The organism is Ruegeria sp. SAZD013 (assembly GCF_059612525.1).
On sequence record NZ_JBXWQT010000012.1, the window covers coordinates 48,599 to 70,840 of the forward strand.

15 protein-coding genes are annotated in these 22,242 nt (G+C 57.6%); 8 read left to right on the forward strand and 7 right to left on the reverse strand.

Translation table 11 applies throughout. From position 1 onward, the window contains the following. A complete protein-coding gene (locus tag AC2FLU_RS02065) occupies positions 1–1,200 on the reverse strand; it encodes a nucleotidyltransferase domain-containing protein (protein WP_496811807.1) in 1,200 nt (399 codons plus the stop codon). Then, a complete protein-coding gene (locus AC2FLU_RS02070) occupies positions 1,197–2,183 on the reverse strand; it encodes a CBASS cGAMP-activated phospholipase (protein ID WP_496811808.1) in 987 nt (328 codons plus the stop codon). The genes AC2FLU_RS02065 and AC2FLU_RS02070 overlap by 4 nt, the downstream gene beginning before the upstream one ends. A gap of 285 nt (positions 2,184–2,468) precedes the next feature. On the opposite strand from AC2FLU_RS02070, the gene AC2FLU_RS02075 reads away from it, so the two are divergent. The 8 genes from AC2FLU_RS02075 (at position 2,469) to AC2FLU_RS02110 (ending at position 11,755) form a co-directional block, all read left to right on the forward strand. Continuing rightward, positions 2,469–3,530: a helix-turn-helix domain-containing protein gene (locus AC2FLU_RS02075; protein ID WP_496811809.1), complete on the forward strand. Its 1,062-nt coding sequence runs from the start codon at positions 2,469–2,471 to the stop codon at positions 3,528–3,530. 7 nt (positions 3,531–3,537) lie between these two features. Further along, the gene (locus AC2FLU_RS02080) at positions 3,538–4,023 is read left to right on the forward strand and encodes a PIN domain-containing protein (protein WP_496811810.1); all 486 of its coding nucleotides are present in this window, start codon (positions 3,538–3,540) and stop codon (positions 4,021–4,023) included. 593 nt (positions 4,024–4,616) lie between these two features. Beyond that, a complete protein-coding gene (locus tag AC2FLU_RS02085; protein ID WP_496811811.1) occupies positions 4,617–5,546 on the forward strand; it encodes a DUF2493 domain-containing protein in 930 nt (309 codons plus the stop codon). A gap of 94 nt (positions 5,547–5,640) precedes the next feature. Then, on the forward strand, positions 5,641–5,886 hold the full coding sequence (locus tag AC2FLU_RS02090) for a hypothetical protein (protein ID WP_496811812.1): 246 nt from the start codon (positions 5,641–5,643) through the stop codon (positions 5,884–5,886). A 200-nt stretch (positions 5,887–6,086) separates the two neighbouring features. Next, positions 6,087–6,293, forward strand: a complete 207-nt coding sequence (locus tag AC2FLU_RS02095; protein ID WP_496811813.1) for a hypothetical protein — start codon at positions 6,087–6,089, stop codon at positions 6,291–6,293. A gap of 563 nt (positions 6,294–6,856) precedes the next feature. Beyond that, complete coding sequence (locus AC2FLU_RS02100) at positions 6,857–7,450, forward strand: helix-turn-helix domain-containing protein (RefSeq protein ID WP_496811814.1); 594 nt, start codon at positions 6,857–6,859, stop codon at positions 7,448–7,450. Continuing rightward, positions 7,437–9,770 (forward strand): relaxase/mobilization nuclease domain-containing protein, encoded by a 2,334-nt coding sequence (locus AC2FLU_RS02105; protein WP_496811815.1) that lies wholly within the window; start codon positions 7,437–7,439, stop codon positions 9,768–9,770. Before AC2FLU_RS02100 ends, AC2FLU_RS02105 begins: the two co-directional genes overlap by 14 nt. 8 nt (positions 9,771–9,778) lie before the next feature. Then, on the forward strand, positions 9,779–11,755 hold the full coding sequence (locus AC2FLU_RS02110) for a type IV secretory system conjugative DNA transfer family protein (protein WP_496811822.1): 1,977 nt from the start codon (positions 9,779–9,781) through the stop codon (positions 11,753–11,755). A gap of 55 nt (positions 11,756–11,810) precedes the next feature. On the opposite strand, the gene AC2FLU_RS02115 is transcribed toward AC2FLU_RS02110, so the two are convergent. The 5 genes from AC2FLU_RS02115 to AC2FLU_RS02135 form a co-directional block, all read right to left on the reverse strand. Beyond that, positions 11,811–12,854 carry a class I SAM-dependent methyltransferase gene (locus AC2FLU_RS02115; protein ID WP_496811816.1) on the reverse strand — a complete coding sequence of 348 codons (1,044 nt, stop codon included), beginning with the start codon at positions 12,852–12,854 and terminating at the stop codon, positions 11,811–11,813. A gap of 31 nt (positions 12,855–12,885) precedes the next feature. Further along, positions 12,886–18,228 (reverse strand): FtsK/SpoIIIE domain-containing protein, encoded by a 5,343-nt coding sequence (locus AC2FLU_RS02120; protein WP_496811817.1) that lies wholly within the window; start codon positions 18,226–18,228, stop codon positions 12,886–12,888. Beyond that, positions 18,225–19,751, reverse strand: coding sequence for a hypothetical protein (locus AC2FLU_RS02125; protein ID WP_496811818.1), 1,527 nt, complete (start codon positions 19,749–19,751; stop codon positions 18,225–18,227). The genes AC2FLU_RS02120 and AC2FLU_RS02125 overlap by 4 nt, the downstream gene beginning before the upstream one ends. After that, positions 19,748–21,580 (reverse strand): hypothetical protein, encoded by a 1,833-nt coding sequence (locus AC2FLU_RS02130; RefSeq protein WP_496811819.1) that lies wholly within the window; start codon positions 21,578–21,580, stop codon positions 19,748–19,750. Before AC2FLU_RS02130 ends, AC2FLU_RS02125 begins: the two co-directional genes overlap by 4 nt. Positions 21,581–21,661: 81 nt before the next feature. Then, a partial coding sequence (locus AC2FLU_RS02135) for a hypothetical protein (RefSeq protein ID WP_496811820.1) occupies positions 21,662–22,242 on the reverse strand: 581 nt, incomplete at its 5' end.

Here is a 22,242-nt window from a genome sequence, read left to right on the forward strand (position 1 = left end):
TTAGTCCCCGAAAAACTCGTTCTTGGGAACGGGCGTCGACGCGGCCGATTTTTGGGTGGCCAGGCCAACACCCGCACCAAGCACGAGTGCCCCCGTCTTTCGCCCCTCGTTCAGCGCATCCATCCGCCGGTTCATGGTCCGGGCAACAAGTTTGTCACCCAGGCTGTCCTTCATGGAGCCTACAATCGCGTCGAGGCCAACGAGGTCACGCAGGGATTCGAAATCCGCAAGCGCCTTGCTGTGCCACTTGTAGAAGGCTTCGACCCGCGTGGGTTCTTCATTCCAACGCTCGGCAAAATTTTCACCTTCGGTGGTCTCGTTCCAGACCGCGTAGATGTGACGGCCATTGACTAGGGGCCGCTCGATGAAGACCGGCATCAGGCGGATCGTGTCGATCAACACCTGGAGTTCGTCTGCGAAAACGTGGCGCCTGACGCACATCTCATAGGATCGCATGGCCAAGGTCGTGATGATGATCGAGATCGGTGCGATCTCCTCCTGAACATGCAGGAATTCCAGATCCCGGTGACGCTTTAGGAGTTGCACGGTCCGCCGCAGAATGCCCTTGACGGACTGACGTACCGGGAAAGGCTCGGTCGTCGCCGCATCGCGCTGCGCCGCGATGATCGACTGCGTCATCTGCGGGACTAGGGCCGCCCTTTCGTCGAAGAGGGTCCGATAGGCCCGAGGATTCGTCGCGTGCCAATCCCGCAGCTTGCGATCGGGTACCAGCTCACCGCCGTTCATGCAGTTCGGGTTGGCAATGGTCGGGGAGATGTCGAGGTGAAAATCGCCGGCGTAGTTCAGGCGCCAGCAGCGCTTCTTTTCTTCCAGAATAGAGGCATAGTAGGCGTGCTCGCGCAGGCGCTTGCCGATCGCGGCCTTCAGGCGTGCCGGTGCGATTTTCGGGCCGAGGCCGAGGATGAAGCTGATCAGGTCGACATCGAACTCGTCGCGCCCGATCGGTTTGATCGAGGTGCCGAGTGCGCCGGAGCCGTGCAGGTAGACATGGAGGGAAGCAAGCATCGGGTCGCTCGATCCGGCCAACCAGTCTGCGACGGCTTCGTAACTGGTACGGGCCTTCTCGAACTGGGTCTGGGTCCATTCCAGCTCCTGGCAGATTTCTTCAAGGATCGTGAAGACCTGCGCCCGCCGCTGAATGGCGGTATCGGTGAGGGGGTGCGAGAAGATCTGGTTCATGCGGCGTTCCGTTCGAGTTGATGCACGGGCACGAACGGCTCGGCAGGTTGCTGGAAGAAGATGGGGGTCAGTGTGGGGCTCGCATGCCGGGCACTCGAGGCGCCAAGCCCCTTGAGCCTCTGGATCTTGGTGGTGTCGTCGAGGGAAAAGAAACCCTCCGGCACGCTCGGCGAATACCGGTGAACAGCCGTCCGGTCGTGCGGATCGCCTGTCAGATGACGGGCAATGCCGAGCGCTCCACGGGATTGCCCGTCCATGAGAAGACTGAGGGCCTTCAACCCGAGACCGGCCTTGCCAGGGGATTCAGGCAGCATGTAGACCTCGTCGACACAGCCGAGGCTCAGGATGTGCAGGTCCTGCGGAGACCAGCCGAGCATCGAGATCGCTTCGACGGTCGCGACGCCCACCGGATTGTTGCACCAGGTGCCACCATCGAGAAGCCCGACATCATCCACCGTCTTGTGACGCGCGAAATAGGTTGGAGCGGCCGACGTCGCCATCGCGGCGTCGAGGGCCGGCTTCCGGTAATCCTTGGTGAGCCGCGGATGATGCGACGTCTTGTAGATGTAGACGCTGCGCTGGTCGGCATCCCAGGCCGGGATCAGCAACCGGGTCTCAGCTTCGCCGATGAGCTTGTCGCCAAGGACGGCATGGAGTTCGTCCCGAAGCGTCGATGCATCGTGCTTCGGCTTGGCCAGGTGACGCAAGGCGGCACGCGCGTCCCGAGCCTTTCGCCTGAACCAGCTGTTGTCCCCCGCTTGCCCGAAAATCGTCGGCCCGCGATTTTCGTAGAGTTCGAGGAGGGTTTTGGCCGGAATGCCGAGGGCAAGGCCGATCGCGAGAATACCCCCGGTTGACGTTCCCGCAATCAGGTCGAAGTAGCGGCCAATCGGCTCATCAAGATCTTCTTCCAAACCCGCCAGGAAAGCCGCGGGTTGGGTGCCTTTGATGCCGCCACCATCGATGCTTAGGATGCGTCTCATGATGCACCTAGCTTTTCCAAGACTGGATCAACCAGCCCATTATCAGGCAGTCCTACGATGCTCTGAAACCTTGGTGTCAGCTCGCCCGTAAACGGTATGTTCATGGCTGCTTCCTCGCTTCGTTGCCTGTCTAGCGCCTCTTGGGGCGATTGGGCGGTTTACAAATTTGCCTTCCATTTGGCCTCGTGTTACAAAGTAGGGACAAAAAGCCGCGCTTTCAAGCGTTGTAGTTTACAAAATATCAATCATATGGGTGAAGTGTAAACCACCCACTGGGAGGACGTTATGATTGGCAAGAGACTCAAAGGAGCCCGGACGGCATCTGGCCTTTCGCTCCGTGCGCTTTCCGATGCCATGGAGAACAAGGTGTCCGCTCAAGCCATAGGCAAGTACGAGCGCAATGAAGACATGCCCGGATCGGGCGTGCTGCTGAGTCTTGCCCGAGCACTCGAGGTCTCTGTTGATTTCCTGCTGAGCGATGACGAGCTTGAGTTGGAGGGCGTTGAGTTTCGCAAGTCAGCCAGCTCGTCAGCCAAGGAGATCGCGACGATCGAAGCCAAGACGCTCAATATGGTTGAAAAGTACCTGGCTGTCGAAAGCTTGCTGAATCTTTCGAGTCAGGAATGGGATGCCCCGCACGAAGCGCCCTACTGGGTGACCGATGTTCGTGATGCCGAGGACGCGGCTCGCAACATGCGTGCTTCTTGGCAGCTTGGTCATGACCCGATTCCAATGCTTGCCGAACTCCTCGAGGAGCACGGCATAAAGGTGTTGTCTCTGGACGTTGATCGGATTGATGGCCTTGCGGCCAAAGTCCGTCGAAAAGAGCATCACTCCGCACGTGTTATCATGATCAAGAAGAAGACCTGGTCTGAGCGGAAGCGCTTCAGTTTGGCTCACGAACTGGGCCACATGGTTCTTAGGGTCGCCGAAGGGTGCGATTCAGAACGCGCCGCAAATCGATTTGCTGGCGCATTCCTCGTTCCGGCAGAAGTGCTTCGGCAGGAGATTGGTGCCCGCAGAACTGACATAAGCATTGGTGAGCTCGTTAGTCTGAAGGATCGGTTTGGCGTTAGCATTCAGGCGCTGACGTATCGATGCAAGGATTTGGAGATCATCAACCAGGCAACATTTGCGCGCCTCTTTAAGGTCTATAAGCAACGAGGTTGGCGGGATGAGCCGTTCGAGGAGCCGAATTCCATTCCTTGGGAACGAGAAGAACCGGACCGTTTTCAAAGGTTGTGTTTTCGTGCCCTCTCCGAGGGGTTGATTGGGTTGTCTCGCGCAGCTGAGCTTCTCGAAATACGAGTAAAAGAACTGGAAGAACGTTTGGACCACATGGCATAGTCGCTGTGTGCAAGTTCTTGTTTCTGATACTTCTGTCCTGATCGACATCGAGAGAGCCTCGCTGACCGCGAGGCTCTTTGACCTCCCCTATGATTTCGTTGTTCCAGATATTCTTTATGAAGCGGAACTCCTTGAGTGGATGGGCCCTGATCTGATCGATCTGGGACTGAGAGTGGAGGAACTTACGCCAGAAGAAACTATACGCGCGACTGAGCTGAAGCGGGCGAAAGCTATGCTATCGACGCCAGATGTCTTTGCATTTTGCCTCGCGGCTGAGAGGGGCTGGGTTCTCCTTACCGGAGACGGTGCGCTCAGGGTTGAGGCAGAGCGCCAAGAAATCGCGATGCACGGCGTCCTGTGGGTCTTCGACGAGATGGAACGTCACGAGGTTTGTTCGACCGACCTCCTGAAATCTGGTCTCGAAGCGGTTCGTGATCATCCGAGATGCAGACTTCCCATTAGGGAAATCAATAGGCGCCTTGCGAGATACTAGCTTGTTTATTCGGCTTGCTGGAAGGAAATTGTTGCGAAGCTCTTCTTCGCTTTAGCCTTGCGGCCTCCCCCGCTCGGCTTCGCGTGTCGCAGGGGAGAACGGCCCTTCGGTCCGTCGCGCATTCGGCCATGCGGCCTCACCGCGGCGTTGCGCTTGGCATCCCGGTTTGCCCGCCTCGCGAGCACGTCCCTCCCCGGCCGCTCCGCCGGATTGCGCTCTGGTCTGTTTTGCGGAGCAAAACGATCCCGACACTCCATCCGTCTCCCGCGTCCGGTCGGGCCGTTTGCCTGCTCGTGTCGGGCAAACCTACCGTCAAAACACACACACATGAGCGTGGAAGCATATCCTCCGGATGGCCCCCAAATCAGCCCGCGTCAAGGATCGCAAAACTTTTCGGCGAGAGCGGGGCCTGTGGCGCGGGGCGGTCCCGTGCGGGAGGGCGCGCATGTGTCGGGTGCCCTGCGCGGAAAACTTTTGCGCCCGGCAAGCCGGCGGCTGCGCCGTCCCTGACCCGGGCAGATTCGGAAACCAGGCATTCGGCCATGCCCCCACACTCACGTGGTGGCCTTGGAACCGAACACTGGAGACCAAACATGGCTTACGACAACGCAAACACCTACGAGACCATCGAACTTTTCGGGCTGACCGAGAAGGACGCACAGCTGCCGATCCCGGAAGACCACATTCTTCAGGACTGCATCATCCGCGAGAGCTTCGAGGCTCTGCTCGGTCCGCTGCGCGGGACCGGCCTTGAAGCAGAAATCGAACCGCTGGCCCATGGGCTCGCGACGATCCTGCAGCGCCGCAAGGTGGCACTCGGCAAGGAGGTCGACCGCACCGCGGACAAGATCGGCGCGCTGGCAAAATCCCACGACGGATCGGAGATCGCCGAGACCGCGCTCGAAGAGGCGCAGGCGCGCTTCCTGCAGCTGCGCGAGATTGTCAGCGCCATCGAGGTGATGAGCGAGGCGGCGGCGGAATGCTACGAGATCGAAACGGGCCACGCCTTCATCCCGGCGGCCGGGTCGCGGGCGAGCGTCCGGGCGCAAGAGACCGGGGCGGTCTTCGAGGCCCGGCAGCTCCTCGAGCAGCATGATCGTGAAACCGCGGAGAAGTCGAAAGTCGAGGGGGTTCCCCTGATCGTCTCGGGCGCCACCGACTGGACCGATGTCGATGTGATCTTCAACACGCTCGACAAGGTTCGCGACCGGATCAAGCAGAACCGCAATCAGGAGATCTTCCTCTGCCACAAGGGTGGCAAGCACGGGGCGGAGATGATTGCGGCCCGGTGGGCCCGGGCACGCGGGGTCGCACAAGCGCGCTTCGATCCGCGCTGGTCCGCGCACGGGCGGGCGGCACCGTTCAAGTGCAACGACGAGATGCTGGACGACAAGTTCGCTGCGACAGGCGTCGTGCTCTTCGGAGGCAACGGGGTCGCGCTGAACCTCGGGCAGAAGGCGGAAGCGAAAGGCCTGACGGTCATGCGGGTTGCGGACCCGGCGAAGAATACGTCGCAGGATTGAAGAGAGGGGGTCGCGCTTGGCGCGGCCCTTTCGTCATGTCTCATGGCGCTTGCGCGCTCGGTCATGCGTGATCGACATGCGCCGGTGGCCAGCAATGGCATTCCCTCTACCCGGTCCGTCCGAGCGCGATCCATCCGTCTCGGTTCAGGCGGGGGCTGAGCGCACCTCAGGCACATCATCAGCAACGTACCACGCGGGGGCGGAAGACGTCGCACGTGAGGCAGAAGACTTGCGCGTCCCTCGGGTGGTGTTGCGGAACATCGCACCCATGCGAGGGGGCTTTGTCAGCGCCCTGGCCAGACTTGGCGAAACGAGGACGCGGACGGTGGCGTCGGCGTGATGCCAGAGGTCATCCGGGTCTCTCCTTTTTGCTATGCATGTGGATCGCACGGGGTCGGCCCAATCGTGCCCTGCGCTTGCGCTTCGGCAAGCACAAATACGGCTTCCACGGCGGGGCCGCGGACCCTCCGCATTTGCACTTGCGACCGGGCCTCTTGCCCCCGTGCTGGCAGATCCCCATCGCAACAAGGAGTAACCCAAATGACCAACCACTACGTCGCCACCGTCCCCGTCAAGTTCACCGATACCGATGGCCAGGAACGCACCCGTTTTCAGCGCGTGGGCACGATGTTCCGCAACACCCGCAACGGGGATGGATCGGAGTTCTTCAGCCTCAAGCTCGACTTCCCGGTCGCGGTCTCGGAGCTGGTGATGTTCCCGCCGAGCGCGAAGGATCCCCAGAACTAAATCCTCTGGCGAGGATGGGCCGCCCCAGGACGATCTTGGGGCGGCCCGATCCCTGTTCCAGGGATGCCGTGTCCGGCGGTCAGTTCGCCCGAGGTGACCTCCTCTTGGTGCCGGTCGCTGCGCGCGCAACGGACGATCGCCGACCGGAAGGGTCAGGTCGCGACAGACCGGCCAGTCAGCCTCAAGGGGGCCATCCACAAAAACAGGAAGGCCAGGGCCTCCCGGTTTTTGCGGCAGAGATTTGGCGGAGCCAAATCTGGCCCTCCTTGACCCTGCCTGTCCGCCCTGTCGGTGGGGTTTGCGCCCGCCCGCGATTCCGTCCGAACACATGCGTGTTCGGCCAGACCCTCGGGCGGTGCTGGGGAAGGGGACCCATTGGACAGGTGGGTCGCCCGATGGTGAAGGCGGCAGAGCCGCGTTCCTGCGGGCCGCGGCGCGAAGCGGACACCAAGGCTGCGTGAGCCTGAATGCGACGTAAGTATATCATTGACAGCTAGGTATATTATCGTAAGGTGGGGGCAGCCTTGGTGGAAGGTGGCAGGAAATAGGGGGTCTTTCTTCGCATGTCGCGCTCAAAACGTCTCACAGATAGGGACCGCATGGAGATCGTTCGCGAGGCTGCAGAAGGTGTGTCGACGTCTGAGCTTGCTGAACGGTTTGGCGTGTCGGTGCGGGCGATCCAGTACACGCTCAAAGCCGATGCCGAGCGCCAGACGGATGCCGCAATTCCGGTCTCAGCGGTCAGTGTGAAGGTCACGGCTGCGGAGTTGGCGGCGCTCGACGCGGTGCTGGCGAAGGCGGGGATCGAGAGCCGTGCCGAGGGGCTGCGGCGGCTTATTCAAGCGGCAGGCGGTGTGTTCGTTCCGGACGTGCAGATGGCGGCCGAAATGGCGCGTTACCGCGCCTCTCTGCACGAGGTCGGCAATGGGGTCGCGCAGATCGCCAAGCAGATGACGAAGGCCAACCGGCAGGGGCAGGGGGCCTTGGGGGGCACGAGTGCCGAGTTCTCCGAATTGCGCCTTGCGCAGATGCGCGGGCTGGCGCGGTTCATCCTGGACAGTGCTGACGAGATCGACCTGCTCCTGCGCCGCCGTCGGGACGCGATGCAGCTCGAGGCCACAACCGCGCTGAGGGAGTTTGCCCATGCGGCTGAATGATGCTGTCGACGCGGTCACCGGCGAGGTCTTCCGGGACGGCTGGAGCCGCATCCGCGGCTCGATGCAGGGCCTGCATGTGGCCAAGCAGACCCAGCTTGTGCGCGCGGCAGCGGGGCATAGGCCAGCCGTCTTCAAGGCGATCCGGGGCGGCGGCACGCATACCAAATCGCAGCTGATGAATCAGCTCGATTACCTCTCCACCAAGTCCACCCATATCGTGGACAGTAGCGGGTTCCTCGATGGCAAGGCGAAGCTCGAGGCGAAGGACATCAAGGACCTCACCGAGCGCTTTTCCAAGCGGTGGGATGCGGGCTTCAAACCCAAGCTTGGTCAGACCACCCACATGCTCATGTCCTTCCCCATCGGCATGCGCGGCGAGGATGTGCGCGACATCGCGACGGATGTGGCAGAGCGGTTCTTCCAGACCGACGCGGGGCATTTCGACTACATCATCGCGGTGCATGAGGACCGCGATCACCCGCACGCGCACCTGGTGCTGAACCGCCGCTCGCAAGAAGGCGAGTTCTTCTTTCTGGGGCGCAACCACCGCTTCAACTATGACGATTTCCGTCTCGCCATGGTCGAGGAGGCGGAGAAGTACGGCGTGCGCCTGGAGGCCACGCGCCGGGTGGATCGCGGGGTTGTCCATTACCCCGCCCGCACCCGTGAGGTCTATGCCGCGAAAGACGAGGGGCGCGCGCCCCGCGAGCGGGAACGTGTGGGGGCTGACCTGGCGCGGACGCTAGCGGAGATCGCCAACACCAGAACTGCCTACCACTCGCTTGCCGCGGAGGCTTCGCGAGAAGCCCGCGAGGATATCGCGGCAGCCCTCTTCCGCGCGGGCGAGGTGCTGGCGCGCGGCGGGCAGGTGGACCGAACAGGAGATGTCTATATGGCCGAGGATCAAAGCTTCGAGGATCTGAGAAGCCTCTATGCGGAGAAGCTCGCGCGGGTGCAGGGCATGATCGCCGAGAAGCCCGACGCGGAACGTCCCGTGCTGGAAAAACGCCTCATCGAGATCCAGACGCAGGTCCAGCACATGCAGCCGCTCGGATTGCGTTCGAGCACGTTGTCAGAGGCGCCCTCGGAGGGCGGGGTCTATTCCGAGGCAAACATCCAAGAGAGCCAGTTGGAGCGCCTCACAGAGCCGCGACTGCGGTCGCGGATCGACGCGGCCCTGCGGGGCACGGGGATCAGCACATTGGAAGTGGTGGCCCGGATCGAAACCGGCGCCTCAAATGCCGCGCTCGAGCATCAGTGGATCGCCGATGATCTCTCCAAGGTGGCCGAGGCGCGCGATCTGAACCTCGAGCGCCGCGCCGATCTGGAACAGGCGCGCGACATTCTCAACGATGTGCACGTTGAACTCGGTACGCTTCTGGAACGGGAAAACGTGCTGCGCCGGGATGGCGTCGTGGAAGCGGAACCGGTCAGCCAGCGGTTCCATTATCAGGATGACGCAGTGCGGGCGATGGAAGGGACAATCCGTCAGGAGATGCGCGCCGAGGGTCTGACAGCGCAGCAGATCGAGGACCGGGATTGGGAGGTGGTCTCAAAGGCAGAGCGCCGGATCGAGGCGGAGCAGCGCGCGTATCTCGAGGCACATCCGGACCTGCTCGCCCGTCCCGGCGATGTGATCGACCGGTCTAAGCCCTACAGGGAGACCGTCACCGATGTGGCCCGCGCCAGCGAGATCACCCGCGATGTCGACCGGATCATGGAGGGGCGCGACCTCCGCACGCCTGTTGCAGATGCTGTCGCCGATGACTTGCGCGCGCGCTATCCGGACATGCCCTCCCACCTCGCCCGTGGGCTCGGCGCGACCTATGCCGCCGTCGTCGATATCCGGGACACGGAGGCCATCAATCAGGTCCGCCGCGAAACCGAGATGCGCGACGGGCTCGGGGTTGGCACGCGTGACGAACGTCTAGCCACCCGCGATGAAACGGCGCCGCTGTCTGACCGTGCCGACCGCCTCGCAGACGAGATTGCGCGTGTCCTGGACCATGAACGGGCGGGGGAGTTGTCCGCACCCTTCGAGACCGAGGCGGAGCGGGACGCTTTCCGCGGCGAGATCGCGCGGGTGCTTGATGACCGCCAATTGGGCCGCCTCACATCCGGCGATGCCGATGCGCTGGAGAAGGTTCTCGAGGACCGTCTCGACCGGCTCTATGTCGCCAAGGTCTACCTGCAATCGGATGCCGCGACGGCCAACACGGACGCCTTGCGCCAGGTGGTCGATGAACTCGCCGACGCAGAATACGAAAAACACCGCGCGACTGACGTGGATGGCGAAACCGAGCGGGGACAGGTCCATTGAGCGGCGCCATGGGAAAGGCGCGGATCGCGACCGGCGTTTTGCTGGTAACGCTGGTGACCGCCGCCATGGGCTATACCATCGCCTCGGCGGTGCTGACCTACCAGGATCTCGGCTTCGGGGCCGAGATCGACTTTGCCTATATCGCGCAGAACTACATGGCGATCCTCAATCGCCGCCCGGAGGACGCGCAACTTATTCACCTGATCATCGGCAGCTTCGCCGCCGCCGGCCTGATGATGAGCCTCGCCCTCTCGGGCTCCGCCCTGACACGCTTTGGCCAGACCCATTGGCAGTCTGCGCGCGAAATGAAGGCCAATGGCTTCTTCGGGGCGCCAGGGACCGGGTTCATCCTCGGCAAGCTGGGGCCGCCGGGCTCCCGCGCCAATTACATTTGCTCCAAGGTTTTCCCCCACGCGCTGATCGTAGCGCCCACGGGCCGCGGAAAGACAACGGGCTTTGTCATTCCGAACCTGCTGACCTGGCAAGGCTCCGCCGTGACGCTCGATGTGAAGGGCGAGTGTTTCGAGGCCACGGCCCGGCACCGCGCAGCGCAGGGCGACAAGGTCTATCGCTTTGCCCCCACCGATTGGGAGGGCAAACGCACGCATCGCTACAACCCGCTCCTGCGCATCTTTGAGCTGAAAGATCCCGCGCGCCAGCAGATGGAACTGCAACTCCTCGCGACGCTCTTTCTGCAAAGCGACAATGACCGGGTGCAGGGCCTCCTTAAAGGCGGGATCGATCTCTTCGTGGCAGCAGGCCTGTTGGCGTTCCAGCGCAAACGTCCGACCCTGGGCGAAGTCTACCGCATCGCAGCCTCGGGCGGGAACAAGCAGAAGGAGTATTTCGCGCGGGGCCATGAAGTCGACAACAGGGCCGCCAAGCTGATCTTCACGCGGCTGGCGTCCACCAACAACGATACTCTGACTTCCTATGTCTCGCTCCTGATGACATCGGGGCTCGACCAATGGCAGAACCCTGCCATCGATGAGGCGACGGCAGTCTCGGATTTTGATTTCCGCACGATCCGGAAAAAGCCCTTTTCGGTCTATCTCGTGGTCCAGCCGCTGATGGTGAAGCCGCTGGCGCCGCTGATCCGGCTCTTCTTCTCCGATCTCCTCTCCGCCATGCAGGAAAAGGACCCGGGGCCGGATGAGCCGTGGCCGGTGATGATCATGCTCGACGAGTTCAATCGCTTGGGCAAGATGCCGATCGTGGTCGAAAGCATCGAGACCCTGCGGACCTATCGCGGTCATTTGGCCGTGGTGACACAAACCATCCCCGCCCTTGATGAAATCTATGGCGAGAACACCCGCCGAGCCCTGCAGGGCAACGCGGGCGTGAAGCTCTACCTCACGCCCTCGGATGAAAAGACCGTCGAGGAGCTGAGCAAGGCTGTCGGTAAAACAACCAAGACCGTGGTCACGCGATCTCAATCCATCGGCAAGAACCCCTTCGAAGGCCGCAGCCAATCGACACGGACTGAAGAAAGCTCCCTCCTGCCCGAGGATGAGGCGCGCCGCCTGCCGCTTGACGAGATCGTCATGGTCATCGACGCGCAAATGCCTGTCCGCGCGAAGCGGATCCAATATTTTGACGATCGGCTGTTCAAGGCGATCCATGCGGCGCAGACGGGCGAGTTGCCGTTTCCGGAACTGGGGGGAGGGGGATCGCAAGGCACACTGCCGCTGAGTGTCCGCGCGATGCCGATGACGCCGCCGTCGAGCGGGCCAGGCGGATCCGAGGCCGACGTTGAGGCCGCCCGCCAGGCTGCTGATGGCCAATCGTCAGGGCAAACCGATGTCGCCCCAAAGAAAATTGCGCCTGTCGTTCGAGCTGTCATCGCCGAGGAGCAGCGACAGATGGAGATGGATTTCTTTGACGAGAATTCAATGGATGGCCAAAGAGAGAATGCTGACGTTCAAGTGTTTGAAACCGCTTTAAAAAATCTTGGAATGTTGGAAGCTCGTATCTCAGAAAACTGAACTTGACCAACGTAATTAGCGTCAGATTTGACGTACCTATTTTACGGTTGTGGTTCTAAGGTCCCTTGGACAGCCTGTATGCTAGCCACCGCACATTTGGCCGCCCAAGAATATCTGCAAATTCGCCTTCGGAATTAACAGAGAAACCAGCCATTTGTGCGGATTGCTCGAACTCTGTTGCATCAACAGAATACATGCTTCTGTCTTTGTCAGTCGGGCCAATTCGCAATGTGACGAATGCAGCGCCTTCATCGGAAAGCAATTCATAGAGTCGCGCCAAAGAAGGTGCTCTTTCTTCTGGGGGAATGTGCATCCACACAGCACTCATCAGAGCAATATCAAACTCAGCTTCTGACAGAAGTGGGTGACTTAACTCAGGAAGCTGCCCATCAATCCATTCGATGCCACCGTTTTCATGAATGGCTTTTGCAAGTGCTCGCATAGATGATGAAGGCTCTACCGCGATGACGGAATGACCTTTGGATGCAAACCAAGCCGCATCGCGACCGCTGCCAGAACCTATGTCGATGATCCTCAAGCTATTCGTTGGAAGCGTTGAAATCAGAAAAGGATAGGCATCTTCAAAGGATACGGCCTCGTAACTGTCGGCTAGAGCTGCTGCATGCTGATCGTAGAATTCTATAGCGTCTAGGTTCTTCGTCATGGGATCCTGTTGGAATGTTTGTTCGTACCAGAAGGCACCTAAGAGCGCGAGGCTACACAACGCGGACCAACAAAGCATAAAGGAGAACAAATTGCGAACAGTTTTGTCGCGATTGCAGAATCTTTCTAGCCGACTGTCGGAGGTTGAGTTTGCGCTCGCGTCTACGAATCCGTCCGGCGCGGCTTGTCGCAACCAGGCAAGATAGCAGTCCATAACGTGCCGGAAGCGAAACAGGACCGCGAAAAGCGCTCCATTTCCTACTACCGCTGTGAGCAGCAAAGCAGTAACAAGCCATGTGTTCTCTGGTATGCGCGAAACCCCAAACCATAAACCGCCTGTAAGTGTCATTGCCAGAACTGGAATCTGCCACATGATCTGGTTTAGCGAGCGGAACTGCTGATAGTTCTGCTGGTATGCTTCACTCTTTAGGTCCATGGACTGATGCCTTTCGATTGTGGCAATCGTGTTATTCTCGCGACCAGGCACTGCGTATCAAATCTGCTAGCTCCGCCATCTCGTCTTCATCTGCGAAGGGAACTTGGGCCAATATGATCTCGCCTTCGCCAGATAACTTGGCTGCGAGATGGCCACGCCCCAAGAGTCTTTCCGCCCCTGGTTCGTCGAGTACGAGAACAGAGTTTCGTTTGTCCGCAACCTTTAGAACAAGCCGGTTGGTCAAGTTGGCGCGGAGCTGCATCGGGAGGGCATCCTTGTCTGGTCGCTGCGTTATGAGGACCAGATTGATCCCTGCAGCGCGGGCTTTCACACCAAGGCGGCTCGCGTTGAGCTCGACTGCATCACGGTAGTCATTGATCAGCATCCAATCCGCAAGTTCGTCGTGAAAGACCCATATCCTTGGCAGACGTTCGTTGGGCGGCACTTTCTTATTATAATTTGCAAGTTTGGTCACACCCGCGTCTGCGAGAAGACGGTTGCGTCGTTCCATCTCTTCAACAAGCTCCTCAAGTGTCTCAATGGCCTCCTCTCTTGAGGTAATGAGATCACCATCGAGGTGCGGCATCCGACGAAGCCACGGGAAATCAATCCCCGCCTTTGGATCGATCATTCTGATCCGTGCGCTCTCAGGACTGTTTGTTGCGCAGATATCGAGTAGTAAAGACTGTACCAGAACGCCTTTCCCGCTTCCGGTCTCACCTGCAATCAGCGTGTGCGGACCATGAGGTTGCTGGCCAGCAAATCCCTCTCCAACATTGAGGTATAGCAGCTCTCCGTCAGCCTCCTTGGCGCCAATAAGCAAGCTCGTGTTTGTTTCAGGGGCGGTTTCCGGCAGCTCACGAAGTCTCCAAAGGTCTCTCAACCTAAGGATGGCACGCTTTGGGCGCCGCACCATGACAATAACCTCCATCGGTGCCGCCAGGAGATTAATGACATCTATGGCGTGAGAGGTCAGGAGTTCCTGCCGTCTCTTTTCGACCTTGGGAAGCGTGAGGTCATCCGAGCCCCGAAAGCGAATAAGTGCAGCGTTGGGCGTCAAGCGTGATCCGATCAGCTCTGCAGTCATATCGTAGCCGCGAAGCGCCCGCTGCAGATTGATGACTGTTTCTTCAAGCCAACTTTGCGCATCATCATCGTCGTCGTTTGTCCCGGAACTGTTGAGCCAGGATGCCAACTCAGCGGATGGCATATTGGTGATCTCGGGCGCCGCAGAGCCCTCGTCTTTCATTTCGGCGCCCGTCAGTTCTGTCGAGTTTGAATTTTCATCAGCAGTTGTTTCGACCTGAACAGGATCGGCGCTGCCAGTATCCGTGGACGACGAACTTACCTCTTCTTGATTGGACGTCTCCGTATCCTTTTTTTCGTTCGGAGGTATCGAGCCTTCATCAGGCACTGTACCATTCACGGCGCGTGAAACTAATGCCGTTTCCCAAGGGTTCATGGGATCAATATCGCCAACCTCAGTTTTAGGAGGTTGATCAACGGCAAAGGCACGCAGCCGAGAAGCGACGCGCGGTTTGTCAAACACTTGCTGAATACAGTGAGAAGCGCCCTTTAACTGAGTAGAGCCGCTTGCATCAACATATTCATCATCATCGTGAACAAATACGTGCGAGAAACCGGCTAGCGCAATTGGCACGTGGTCGAGGCGAACTTCCTCTGACCATTTATGCAGGTCCCATCCGCCGAGTATTTCCGGATCAAAGGGCTGCATGCCTTCGATCATGAAATCACCGATGCGATGTAGCCAGAGTTCACGGTCAATCCGTGCCCCTTGGGGATCGAGTGCCCGGCCGAGGCGCAAAACGGTTTCTTCGAGCTGTTTTGCAGATTTTTTTGCCTGTGACCGGTATCCGCGTGCTGTAACGAACTTCGCCTCGGAAATCGCGATCTTCAGAACGGGCTTTCCTTCCTCGATGCGTGGCGCAATCGCCATAATGTCGGCAATTTGCTCTTCCTTTTGTCCAAACCAAGAAGCGAAATCGTCAAGGCAATACCATCCTGTTGGAAGAGTAGGTTCGCCGAGGCCACGTTTCAGTTCTTCCATAGAGAGGACGACACCCAGCAACTCATTTGCGTAGCGTCCATACCGCGCGGCGCGCATCACGACATGGCCAGAGAGCTGATTGGCTTGTTCGGTTAGCCGGTCCACTGCGGCCATCCCGTGAGTTGCAACGATGGTTGGATCGATGTGGTCCAAGCGCTGCTTGATTAGGGTATGCAGTAGCCGCGGTTTGGCCGTCGTCGATACCGTAATGTTTCGGTCTACTCCACGATCATGGATGTGTCGAATGACCTGAACACCGTTGTTCGACAAGAGCCTACGGTCGACAAGCTCGTCGTAATTGACTACCCATTCACCAATGCGGTGAGCGTTTTTGAAGACGTCGGCGATTTGGGTGTCTTTGAAGTTCACTTCCCGGGCGGGGATAACATCTTCTGCACGTGCGTTGTCGCCTTCCAGGAAAAGCTGAAGAGCATTCAGATATCGCTGGCCTACCTCCGGCTGCACTGGAGCTGTCAAATATACGGAAGTTGCCGTATCCGCAGCTCCTACAGGACGTCGGCGAGACCAGCGGTGGGGAACATGGGAGATCAAGTCCGGACGTTGCGTTCCGGGGGCGCGCTTCCAACGTAGCTCTGCGTTGCGGGCGATGACGTCTTGAAGGGCGACAAGGTCGGCCGCACGGGTGTCTTCGTCGTCAGTGACTGCGCTTTCGTCAAGAAACCCAACACGTAGCCTTGAAAGGAAGTTCCGGGCTGCCTCACTCGCCATTACCGAACCGGTATCATCGCTGACTGCGACATTTTGCTGTTCGTAAACCTTGCGCATCCGCATCGGCTGCGAATGCGTCAGGAGAAGGTCGCATTGAAGCTCGTTCTCTTGCTCAACTTTGCTCGAAAGCTCCGCCGCAAGCGCGCTCGGAAGCGCCTTAGACTCCGCATTGTATAGCACAACCGAGAAATTTGTCCGCTCGTGGGGAAGCAAATTCAAGAACTGTTCCCCGACCGCGCTGAAGGCCTTGGCGGCGACGCCAGGCTCAACATCAAGCGCATCCTCGACATTGCCGTTGCCACCACGCCGGGGTTGTTCCGCTAAACTGTAATCGAAAGAGGACTCAGCAACGGACAGCAGGATGGCTTGATCTTCGGCGAAGCCGATACAGACTTCCGGATAGTAGTCGGACTGCAACTCTAGGGTTCTCTGCCCAAAGAGCAGGTCGGCGCGGAATATGTCCTTCTCTTCAGCTGCTAGCACGCTCTTTACAAGCTCACCAGTTTGGTGAGCCTTGATGTGGATTTCTGCAAGGCGCAGAGGGTGCCAAGGAAGAACAATCGCAGCCGACGCGCCGTCACCAACGTTGGCAACACCTACTCGCAGCAGTTCTTTCCAAAGCGTCTCTCGCGCAAGGTCGTTGTTGGCATGAACCATAAGCGCTTCAAGGAGATCACCGTATTTTTTAGCCTGGGTTATAAGACTGTCAGCGGCGATACCCTCACCGTCAGTGCCAACCCACGCTCGGATCGCCTCGGCATACCCTTCACGGAAGGCTTCGAAGGCATCTCGAATGGCTGCGCTTCCTTCGGGCGAGATCAGCCCTGATAGTTTGTCGAGTTCGCCGAGGAAAGCCTCGCTACGGTCGCCACTGGCTCTATTGGGTGCGACCATGGTACCGTTACTGCCATTCAGTGCATCCCGGATGGTGCTTACCTCCATCAGATCGATGCGCTGTATGCGCCCCTTCGCACTCGTTGATTGCCGGGCAATATCGGCTGTCGGTAGAAGTACGCGGCCCCCTTGGGCGTTCGCGATCCTGACAAGATCATCTGCCATTGAGCAGGCGAGCGCGGCTGGGGACATCTCCCAAATAAAGAGAAGCTTTGCTTTGGCGCCGTCTGGGTCGAGTTCAACTTCAAACTTGAGGCTTCGAGCATCCTTGGCTCCGGATGTGCTACGTGCAAGATCGGCGTCCACATTCGGGAAATAAAAATCCTGCATCTTTCCGAAGTCAAAGGTCACGTCAGACCCGAATAGATGTTCAATGCCGCGAAAACGGAACGCAAAATATCTGGCGACAGCTGCGTTCTTCCCGCGCCAAAAGCTCTTCTCACGGCTGCGCGGAATACGCACAGTAAGCTTTTTTGATTTTAGCTCGATATCGTTTGTTCGGTCGCGGAGCCTTTGTAGAGTCTCGATTAGACCGACGAAGAAGTCAGAGTATGGCTTTGGATTATTGAAGACAAATTTTTCCCAAGCGGCGTAGAGTGCTTTATCACGTGCAATGTGCTCTTGGTAATGGTCGAACAACGCTGCGAGATCGTCTGTGGGGTCCTTTGGAAATGGAGCAAGCAGAAGGGTCCGCTCATCGTCTTCGAGCAAGTCATCAAACTCATCATCAAAGAACTTGACGGTTTTCTCGCCAAGTGGAAGTCGTTCTGGGCGCCTAGGGCCCAAAAAAACCTCTGAAACGGAGCGCCAATCGAGCTCCGCAACGTCTTCTTGGCTTTGCCGCCAGACATCAGCAGAAAGATCATCTTCCAAAAACCGTTGAATGATATCTATTGAGGGTTGATCCAGGCGACCTCCAACAGCAGCCAGGTTTTCTGCGAGCTGTTCGTCTATAGGGTCTCCACGCTCGTTTTCACGAACGAGTAGAGGCCGAACATTCTGATGAAGTCGCCGAAAAATTTTAGCCCACTCGGCACTCCTCCCGCGCTTGTCTTCGGGGATTCTGTCGAAGTCGCCTGAACTGCGCGGCAGTCTTAGTGCCGGCAGAGCATTATCTACCGCTTTCTGCAACGGCATACCTTTGGAAATAACGTTGTCCGAGATTGCCATTACGAAAGCCGAAAAGGTTTCAATCGTCCGCGCTGCATGTGTTTCATTTGCAGCCTGCAAGGCAGCCGCTAAGTGCTCTCTCTTCTTTTGATCAAGAAATCGATCTGTAAGGCCCGCGCAGTGCATCCAATCCGCATATCGAAGCCTGAGTTTATCAGTTTCAATCCGCGTCACCTTCTCGACACTCTTGTCGTTTCTTTGCAGCTCATCCTGTGAGGCAGCAAAGAGGACGGCGCGCTTGTCGTCTGGGAGGCGGCAATGCCGCCAATGAGTGATGGACTCTTCGCTCCTTGTTTCCGCTGGTAGATCTCCGTTCGGATCAAAGACGGTGCCCACTCTCACCATGACTTCATTCGAGATATCGCCATCTGCAATTACGGCCTGGGCCACCGCGCGAACGACTTCAGCGTCGAGACCCAACATGCATATGCGCTGTGTACCCTCAGGCTCCCCGGACAACTGCTCTTTCAATGAGGCAGTTGCCACGGCCGCAATTAGCTCGGTCCTAGTCATAATGGCCTCCTGAACGGGTTTTCGACATATGCGCAGTCATCTGAAAGGCGCCGAAGCAAGCCCAACGTCCTAAGGCGTTGTTCGAGACGCTGCGCGTTCTGTGAAAAAGCATACTGATCCGTCGGAAGCTGTCCGTAAGCCTTTTCAGCTTCCGGCGCCGCGATGACGATCCGAAACCTGTCGTAAAGCTTGGCGAGAAAACGATGATACTCTTCTCGCTCACCATCAACTGTACACATAACCAATGCTTTGATGAGAGAATCATTGGGTGCGTACCACGTCCCTACACCGCGGCGAGAAACAGCAAGCCCGATCTGACGCATCCACTCCAAATGCACCTTTGAAACGTGTTGCGAATGACGCTTTTCAGCGTAGCTCCGCAGTGCATTGAAGATCGTCTCTGGATCGCCCGAGGCCGGACCATCTTCCGGGTCCCATTGAAAACGCTCAGTTAGATACTCTCTAGCTGCGTCAGCGGGCGCGCGCTTCTGCAAAGCCTTTTCCCAATCAGGGTCCTTCTTCGCGCTGTCTATGTACGCGCGAACGGCGCGGTTTGTGAGCATGCGGTTGGCGCGAAGGTTCTCGGCTGAAATCTCGAATAGAGTTGTCTTTTTGGGTGCTGGAATTTCAAGTACAAATCTGGGCTCGCCTTGATCACCAGTTTCTTCGATTGATCTACGCAGCATGTAGATTAGCATGTGTAGCGCAGAAAGGCGCACCAAGGGGTCGATGATTGCATTACCTGGAAGATCAAGGCTAAGAAGCTGACGCCATGTTCTTGCAAGCTCTTTATATTCATTGCGCTGAGCAAATGGCAGATAGCCTATACTTCCCGTAACGGAATTGGCATCGATCCGATGGTCGTCGGGGAGCAGTGCCTTCGCGACGCGGTTCCAGGAATTATCGCTCCGTAGAATCTTCTCGCCAATCAACTTGGCGATCTCGGGACCTTCGCCACTGCGGGAAAGCATCAAGTACAAAAGCTCCCCGCCACGCGCGAAAAAGCGTCTATCGGGACTACTATTGGGATTGTTTGGCAAGTCGGCGTAAAGGCAGTAGGGGCCGTAGGGGAACAAAAAGCGGCTTGTCCATCTCCGTTGTCTGTGCGGTTCGACAGCGGTGTTTTGAAAGAGTTCAACAATCCTTGCGAGCTCAGAAAACTCGCCACATCGGCCTCGCAAAAAAGCGAAACTTTGATTGCTCTCGAACTGCTTAAGCCAAGCGTCCCATTTCTCACCGTCCAGCTTTTCACTTGCATCAATATGCTGGATATGGGGGTTACTAAAGATTAGCTCACGCAAGGGTATCAGCCTCGGCGTATCATAAGTGAATTGCTCGTGTGCGCCCTCATTTCTAACCTCAGCTAGACCGTGTTGTACTTGATCACGGGACCGAAAGACGGACAGGAACTCCAGAAAAACAAGCCAAGGGGTCTGATCGTTATAGAAACGATGTCCCCAAATCGCCTCGTCAACCCAGACTTTAATGCCTTTGTACTGTGTTGGTGTATCTAGCCGAGTCATGCGTCACCTACACGAACGCGAATATTGTCGGGTTGCGGCCGCCCCCTTGGGTCGACAGTGATGGCGCGAAGGCTCACTTCCCCTTGCACAGGCTGCGCACCCATTATTTGGTCGAGCCGCTCAATCAGCCGAAGCTTGAAATCCAAAAAGTCCTCATAGCACTGACGGGAGAAGCTCGCGGGCAGGCTGCCTCGTGCGACGCGGATCAGGTATTCAAAATGTGTAAGTTGTAGTTCGAGCTGGTCGACGACTGTCTCAGGCCCTCCGGCAGGATCGATAACCTGCACAATGGGGGTGAAGTCATCAGACGCAAGTGCAAAACGAACGTATGGATCGCGCCGTTGGGGACTCGCGCTCAGCTCGTGCTCAAGGATCGATGCTATGCGCCCGCGTCCATCCCCGCCGGATGAGGATAGATAGAGCTTGGTGCCGTCGTCGATCATCATACCGCAAAATGTGCGGTTGAGCCCCCGCACCAAGAGTTCAGAAATGCGAGAGACGTCGGCGTTTTCAGTCAGTCTCCCGCCGAACTCCAAGAACAAATCAGCTGAGCGATAGACACTTAATGACCAGGGCTTTAACTCGCCATCATCCGGAAGTGTAAAAAACAGTCTCTGGCGCTGCCTGGCCAAAGCGCTCATGAACTCAGTGATGTTTTCTCGCTCGCCTTCGAGATAGTCTCTGAGAAAAGGGGCGTAAGCATCTGCGCCGTAGAAATGATCACTCTCGATGTGCGAAGCAAAGATTGTTTCGTTATTATAGCGTCCATAGATAAGAAGGTTGTCGATTTTGTTGTCGGTCTCTCGTCCAACACCGAAGCCCTCTAGCGCCGTAAATGCCTGGTATTGCTGGCGTTGTCTCTCGGGAAGATTGGCGCCAAAAACATTAGTGTATGGATTTGTCATCCGGTAGTTGTCCGCCTCGGCACGGTTCTTAGCTTTTCGGCACGTCAGCAGGCTTGATGACACCCGATCGCCGAGCAAAATGTTTACACTAAGGAGCAGAAGGTCGCGGATGGGCAAGTGCGTACGATTGGCGCGCGCAAGACTGAGAAGCTGAGAGAGGCGCGTCTGGAAAAGTGACTCTCCGCCCTTTGCGCGCAATCTATCCCTGTTGATACGGATCGGGCAGCGTGTGTTTCCATCGGTATCAAGCAGCTCGCAACCTGAGCAGTTATCCCATTGTGGATGCTCCACAATTTGTTCGATGATGGCGAGAAAATGCTGGGCGGCGTCAAGTCGCGAGAGATTATAGAGGTCGAGCGAAAGATCATCTCGGGTGGTCTTGTCCGTCACGAGCATGGACTCAATCGAAACAAATGTGTGGAAGGCCTCTTCACCGTTTGGCTCGGCCCAATCGCGCAAGGACGCAAGCAACTGCCCATCGTTCGCGGCTACCATATAAACATTAGGAGAGTTTTGATCGCCAATCGCATCCATGAAACCGGGGAGAAGATCATTTTTTTCGGTTGGCGTCAGCTCACTGAGGTCCTTGACAATCCGAAGTGTTTTTCCTGACCCAGGAAGTGTCAGGGAAACGATTTTTTCTCCCTTTTGCCATTCCTGCGGATTATCAGAGAATTCTTCAAACACGCGTCGGCAGTGGTAGGTCTTCCCGTCCCCAGCGGTCCCGGTGAGCACCACTGACCTAGGCACGCTTGACTGAAAGTTCTCAAGTATTGCTGGAAGTTTGGACGGCGTTATCTGGATTGGCGGCACAACACCCTTCCGATCAATCTCGGTTTGGATAAGCTCGTCATACATATTGTCCGTTGCAGAAATCGGACCGTAATGGCGCAAGAAATCTACGAATTTGTTTGTGTGCGTCATAGTCCGCTACTCGCCCTCCCAATCGCTCACCTTTGTTGTGAGCGCGGCATCGATCCTGCCACTTTTGTTAACGAAAATCAATTATTTATGGCAGGCAAGGCAACCCTTCGCCTGACCGTACAGCTCATCAATGTCCAGACTATCCGGTTCATCGCGGAGGGGGTTCTGCTGCCTTTTTGCTTTCGCCCGTTCAAGCCGCTTCTCATAGTCTTCTTTGATCTGCTTTACGCGTTCAGGTTCCGTCAGCTCATCAAGCGACTCCCCTTGGCTCCAAGTGAAAGGTGAGCCATTCTCCACGGCGCTTTTCTCATAGGCCTTTGCTTCTTCAAAGGCTTCTGGATGTTGCTCCTTCAAGCGTACCCACTCGATCTTCTGCTGGTAAAAACAGAACGTGCAGCCGCTACGCGAGCGCCAATCATAGTATCTGGGTAGACCTAAGCCTGATGATTCAAGTATTTCATGCACGCCTGGCTTATCAATGCCATCATCTTTAAATGGCAGTACGATCTTCAGGTTTTCATGCTTGGAACTATATCCTTCCCGATACTCCTCGTCCCCGCGAATAGCGACGTAGCTGTAGACCCTTTTTCCTTCTTCCAACATTGGTTTGAGCCAGTGCTCGAATGGTCTAAGCTTAAGTTGTCTAGTGCACCAACGCGTTT

Excerpts from the sequence above, each read along its gene's own strand:
- AC2FLU_RS02065 (WP_496811807.1), bottom strand. The coding sequence starts at position 1,200 with ATGAACCAGATCTTCTCGCACCCCCTCACCGATACCGCCATTCAGCGG.
- AC2FLU_RS02070 (WP_496811808.1), bottom strand. The coding sequence starts at position 2,183 with ATGAGACGCATCCTAAGCATCGATGGTGGCGGCATCAAAGGCACCCAA.
- AC2FLU_RS02075 (WP_496811809.1), top strand. The coding sequence starts at position 2,469 with ATGATTGGCAAGAGACTCAAAGGAGCCCGGACGGCATCTGGCCTTTCG.
- AC2FLU_RS02085 (WP_496811811.1), top strand. The coding sequence starts at position 4,617 with ATGGCTTACGACAACGCAAACACCTACGAGACCATCGAACTTTTCGGG.
- AC2FLU_RS02090 (WP_496811812.1), top strand. The coding sequence starts at position 5,641 with ATGGCATTCCCTCTACCCGGTCCGTCCGAGCGCGATCCATCCGTCTCG.
- AC2FLU_RS02095 (WP_496811813.1), top strand. The coding sequence starts at position 6,087 with ATGACCAACCACTACGTCGCCACCGTCCCCGTCAAGTTCACCGATACC.
- AC2FLU_RS02100 (WP_496811814.1), top strand. The coding sequence starts at position 6,857 with ATGTCGCGCTCAAAACGTCTCACAGATAGGGACCGCATGGAGATCGTT.
- AC2FLU_RS02105 (WP_496811815.1), top strand. The coding sequence starts at position 7,437 with ATGCGGCTGAATGATGCTGTCGACGCGGTCACCGGCGAGGTCTTCCGG.
- AC2FLU_RS02110 (WP_496811822.1), top strand. The coding sequence starts at position 9,779 with ATGGGAAAGGCGCGGATCGCGACCGGCGTTTTGCTGGTAACGCTGGTG.
- AC2FLU_RS02115 (WP_496811816.1), bottom strand. The coding sequence starts at position 12,854 with ATGGACCTAAAGAGTGAAGCATACCAGCAGAACTATCAGCAGTTCCGC.
- AC2FLU_RS02120 (WP_496811817.1), bottom strand. The coding sequence starts at position 18,228 with ATGACTAGGACCGAGCTAATTGCGGCCGTGGCAACTGCCTCATTGAAA.
- AC2FLU_RS02125 (WP_496811818.1), bottom strand. The coding sequence starts at position 19,751 with ATGACTCGGCTAGATACACCAACACAGTACAAAGGCATTAAAGTCTGG.
- AC2FLU_RS02130 (WP_496811819.1), bottom strand. The coding sequence starts at position 21,580 with ATGACGCACACAAACAAATTCGTAGATTTCTTGCGCCATTACGGTCCG.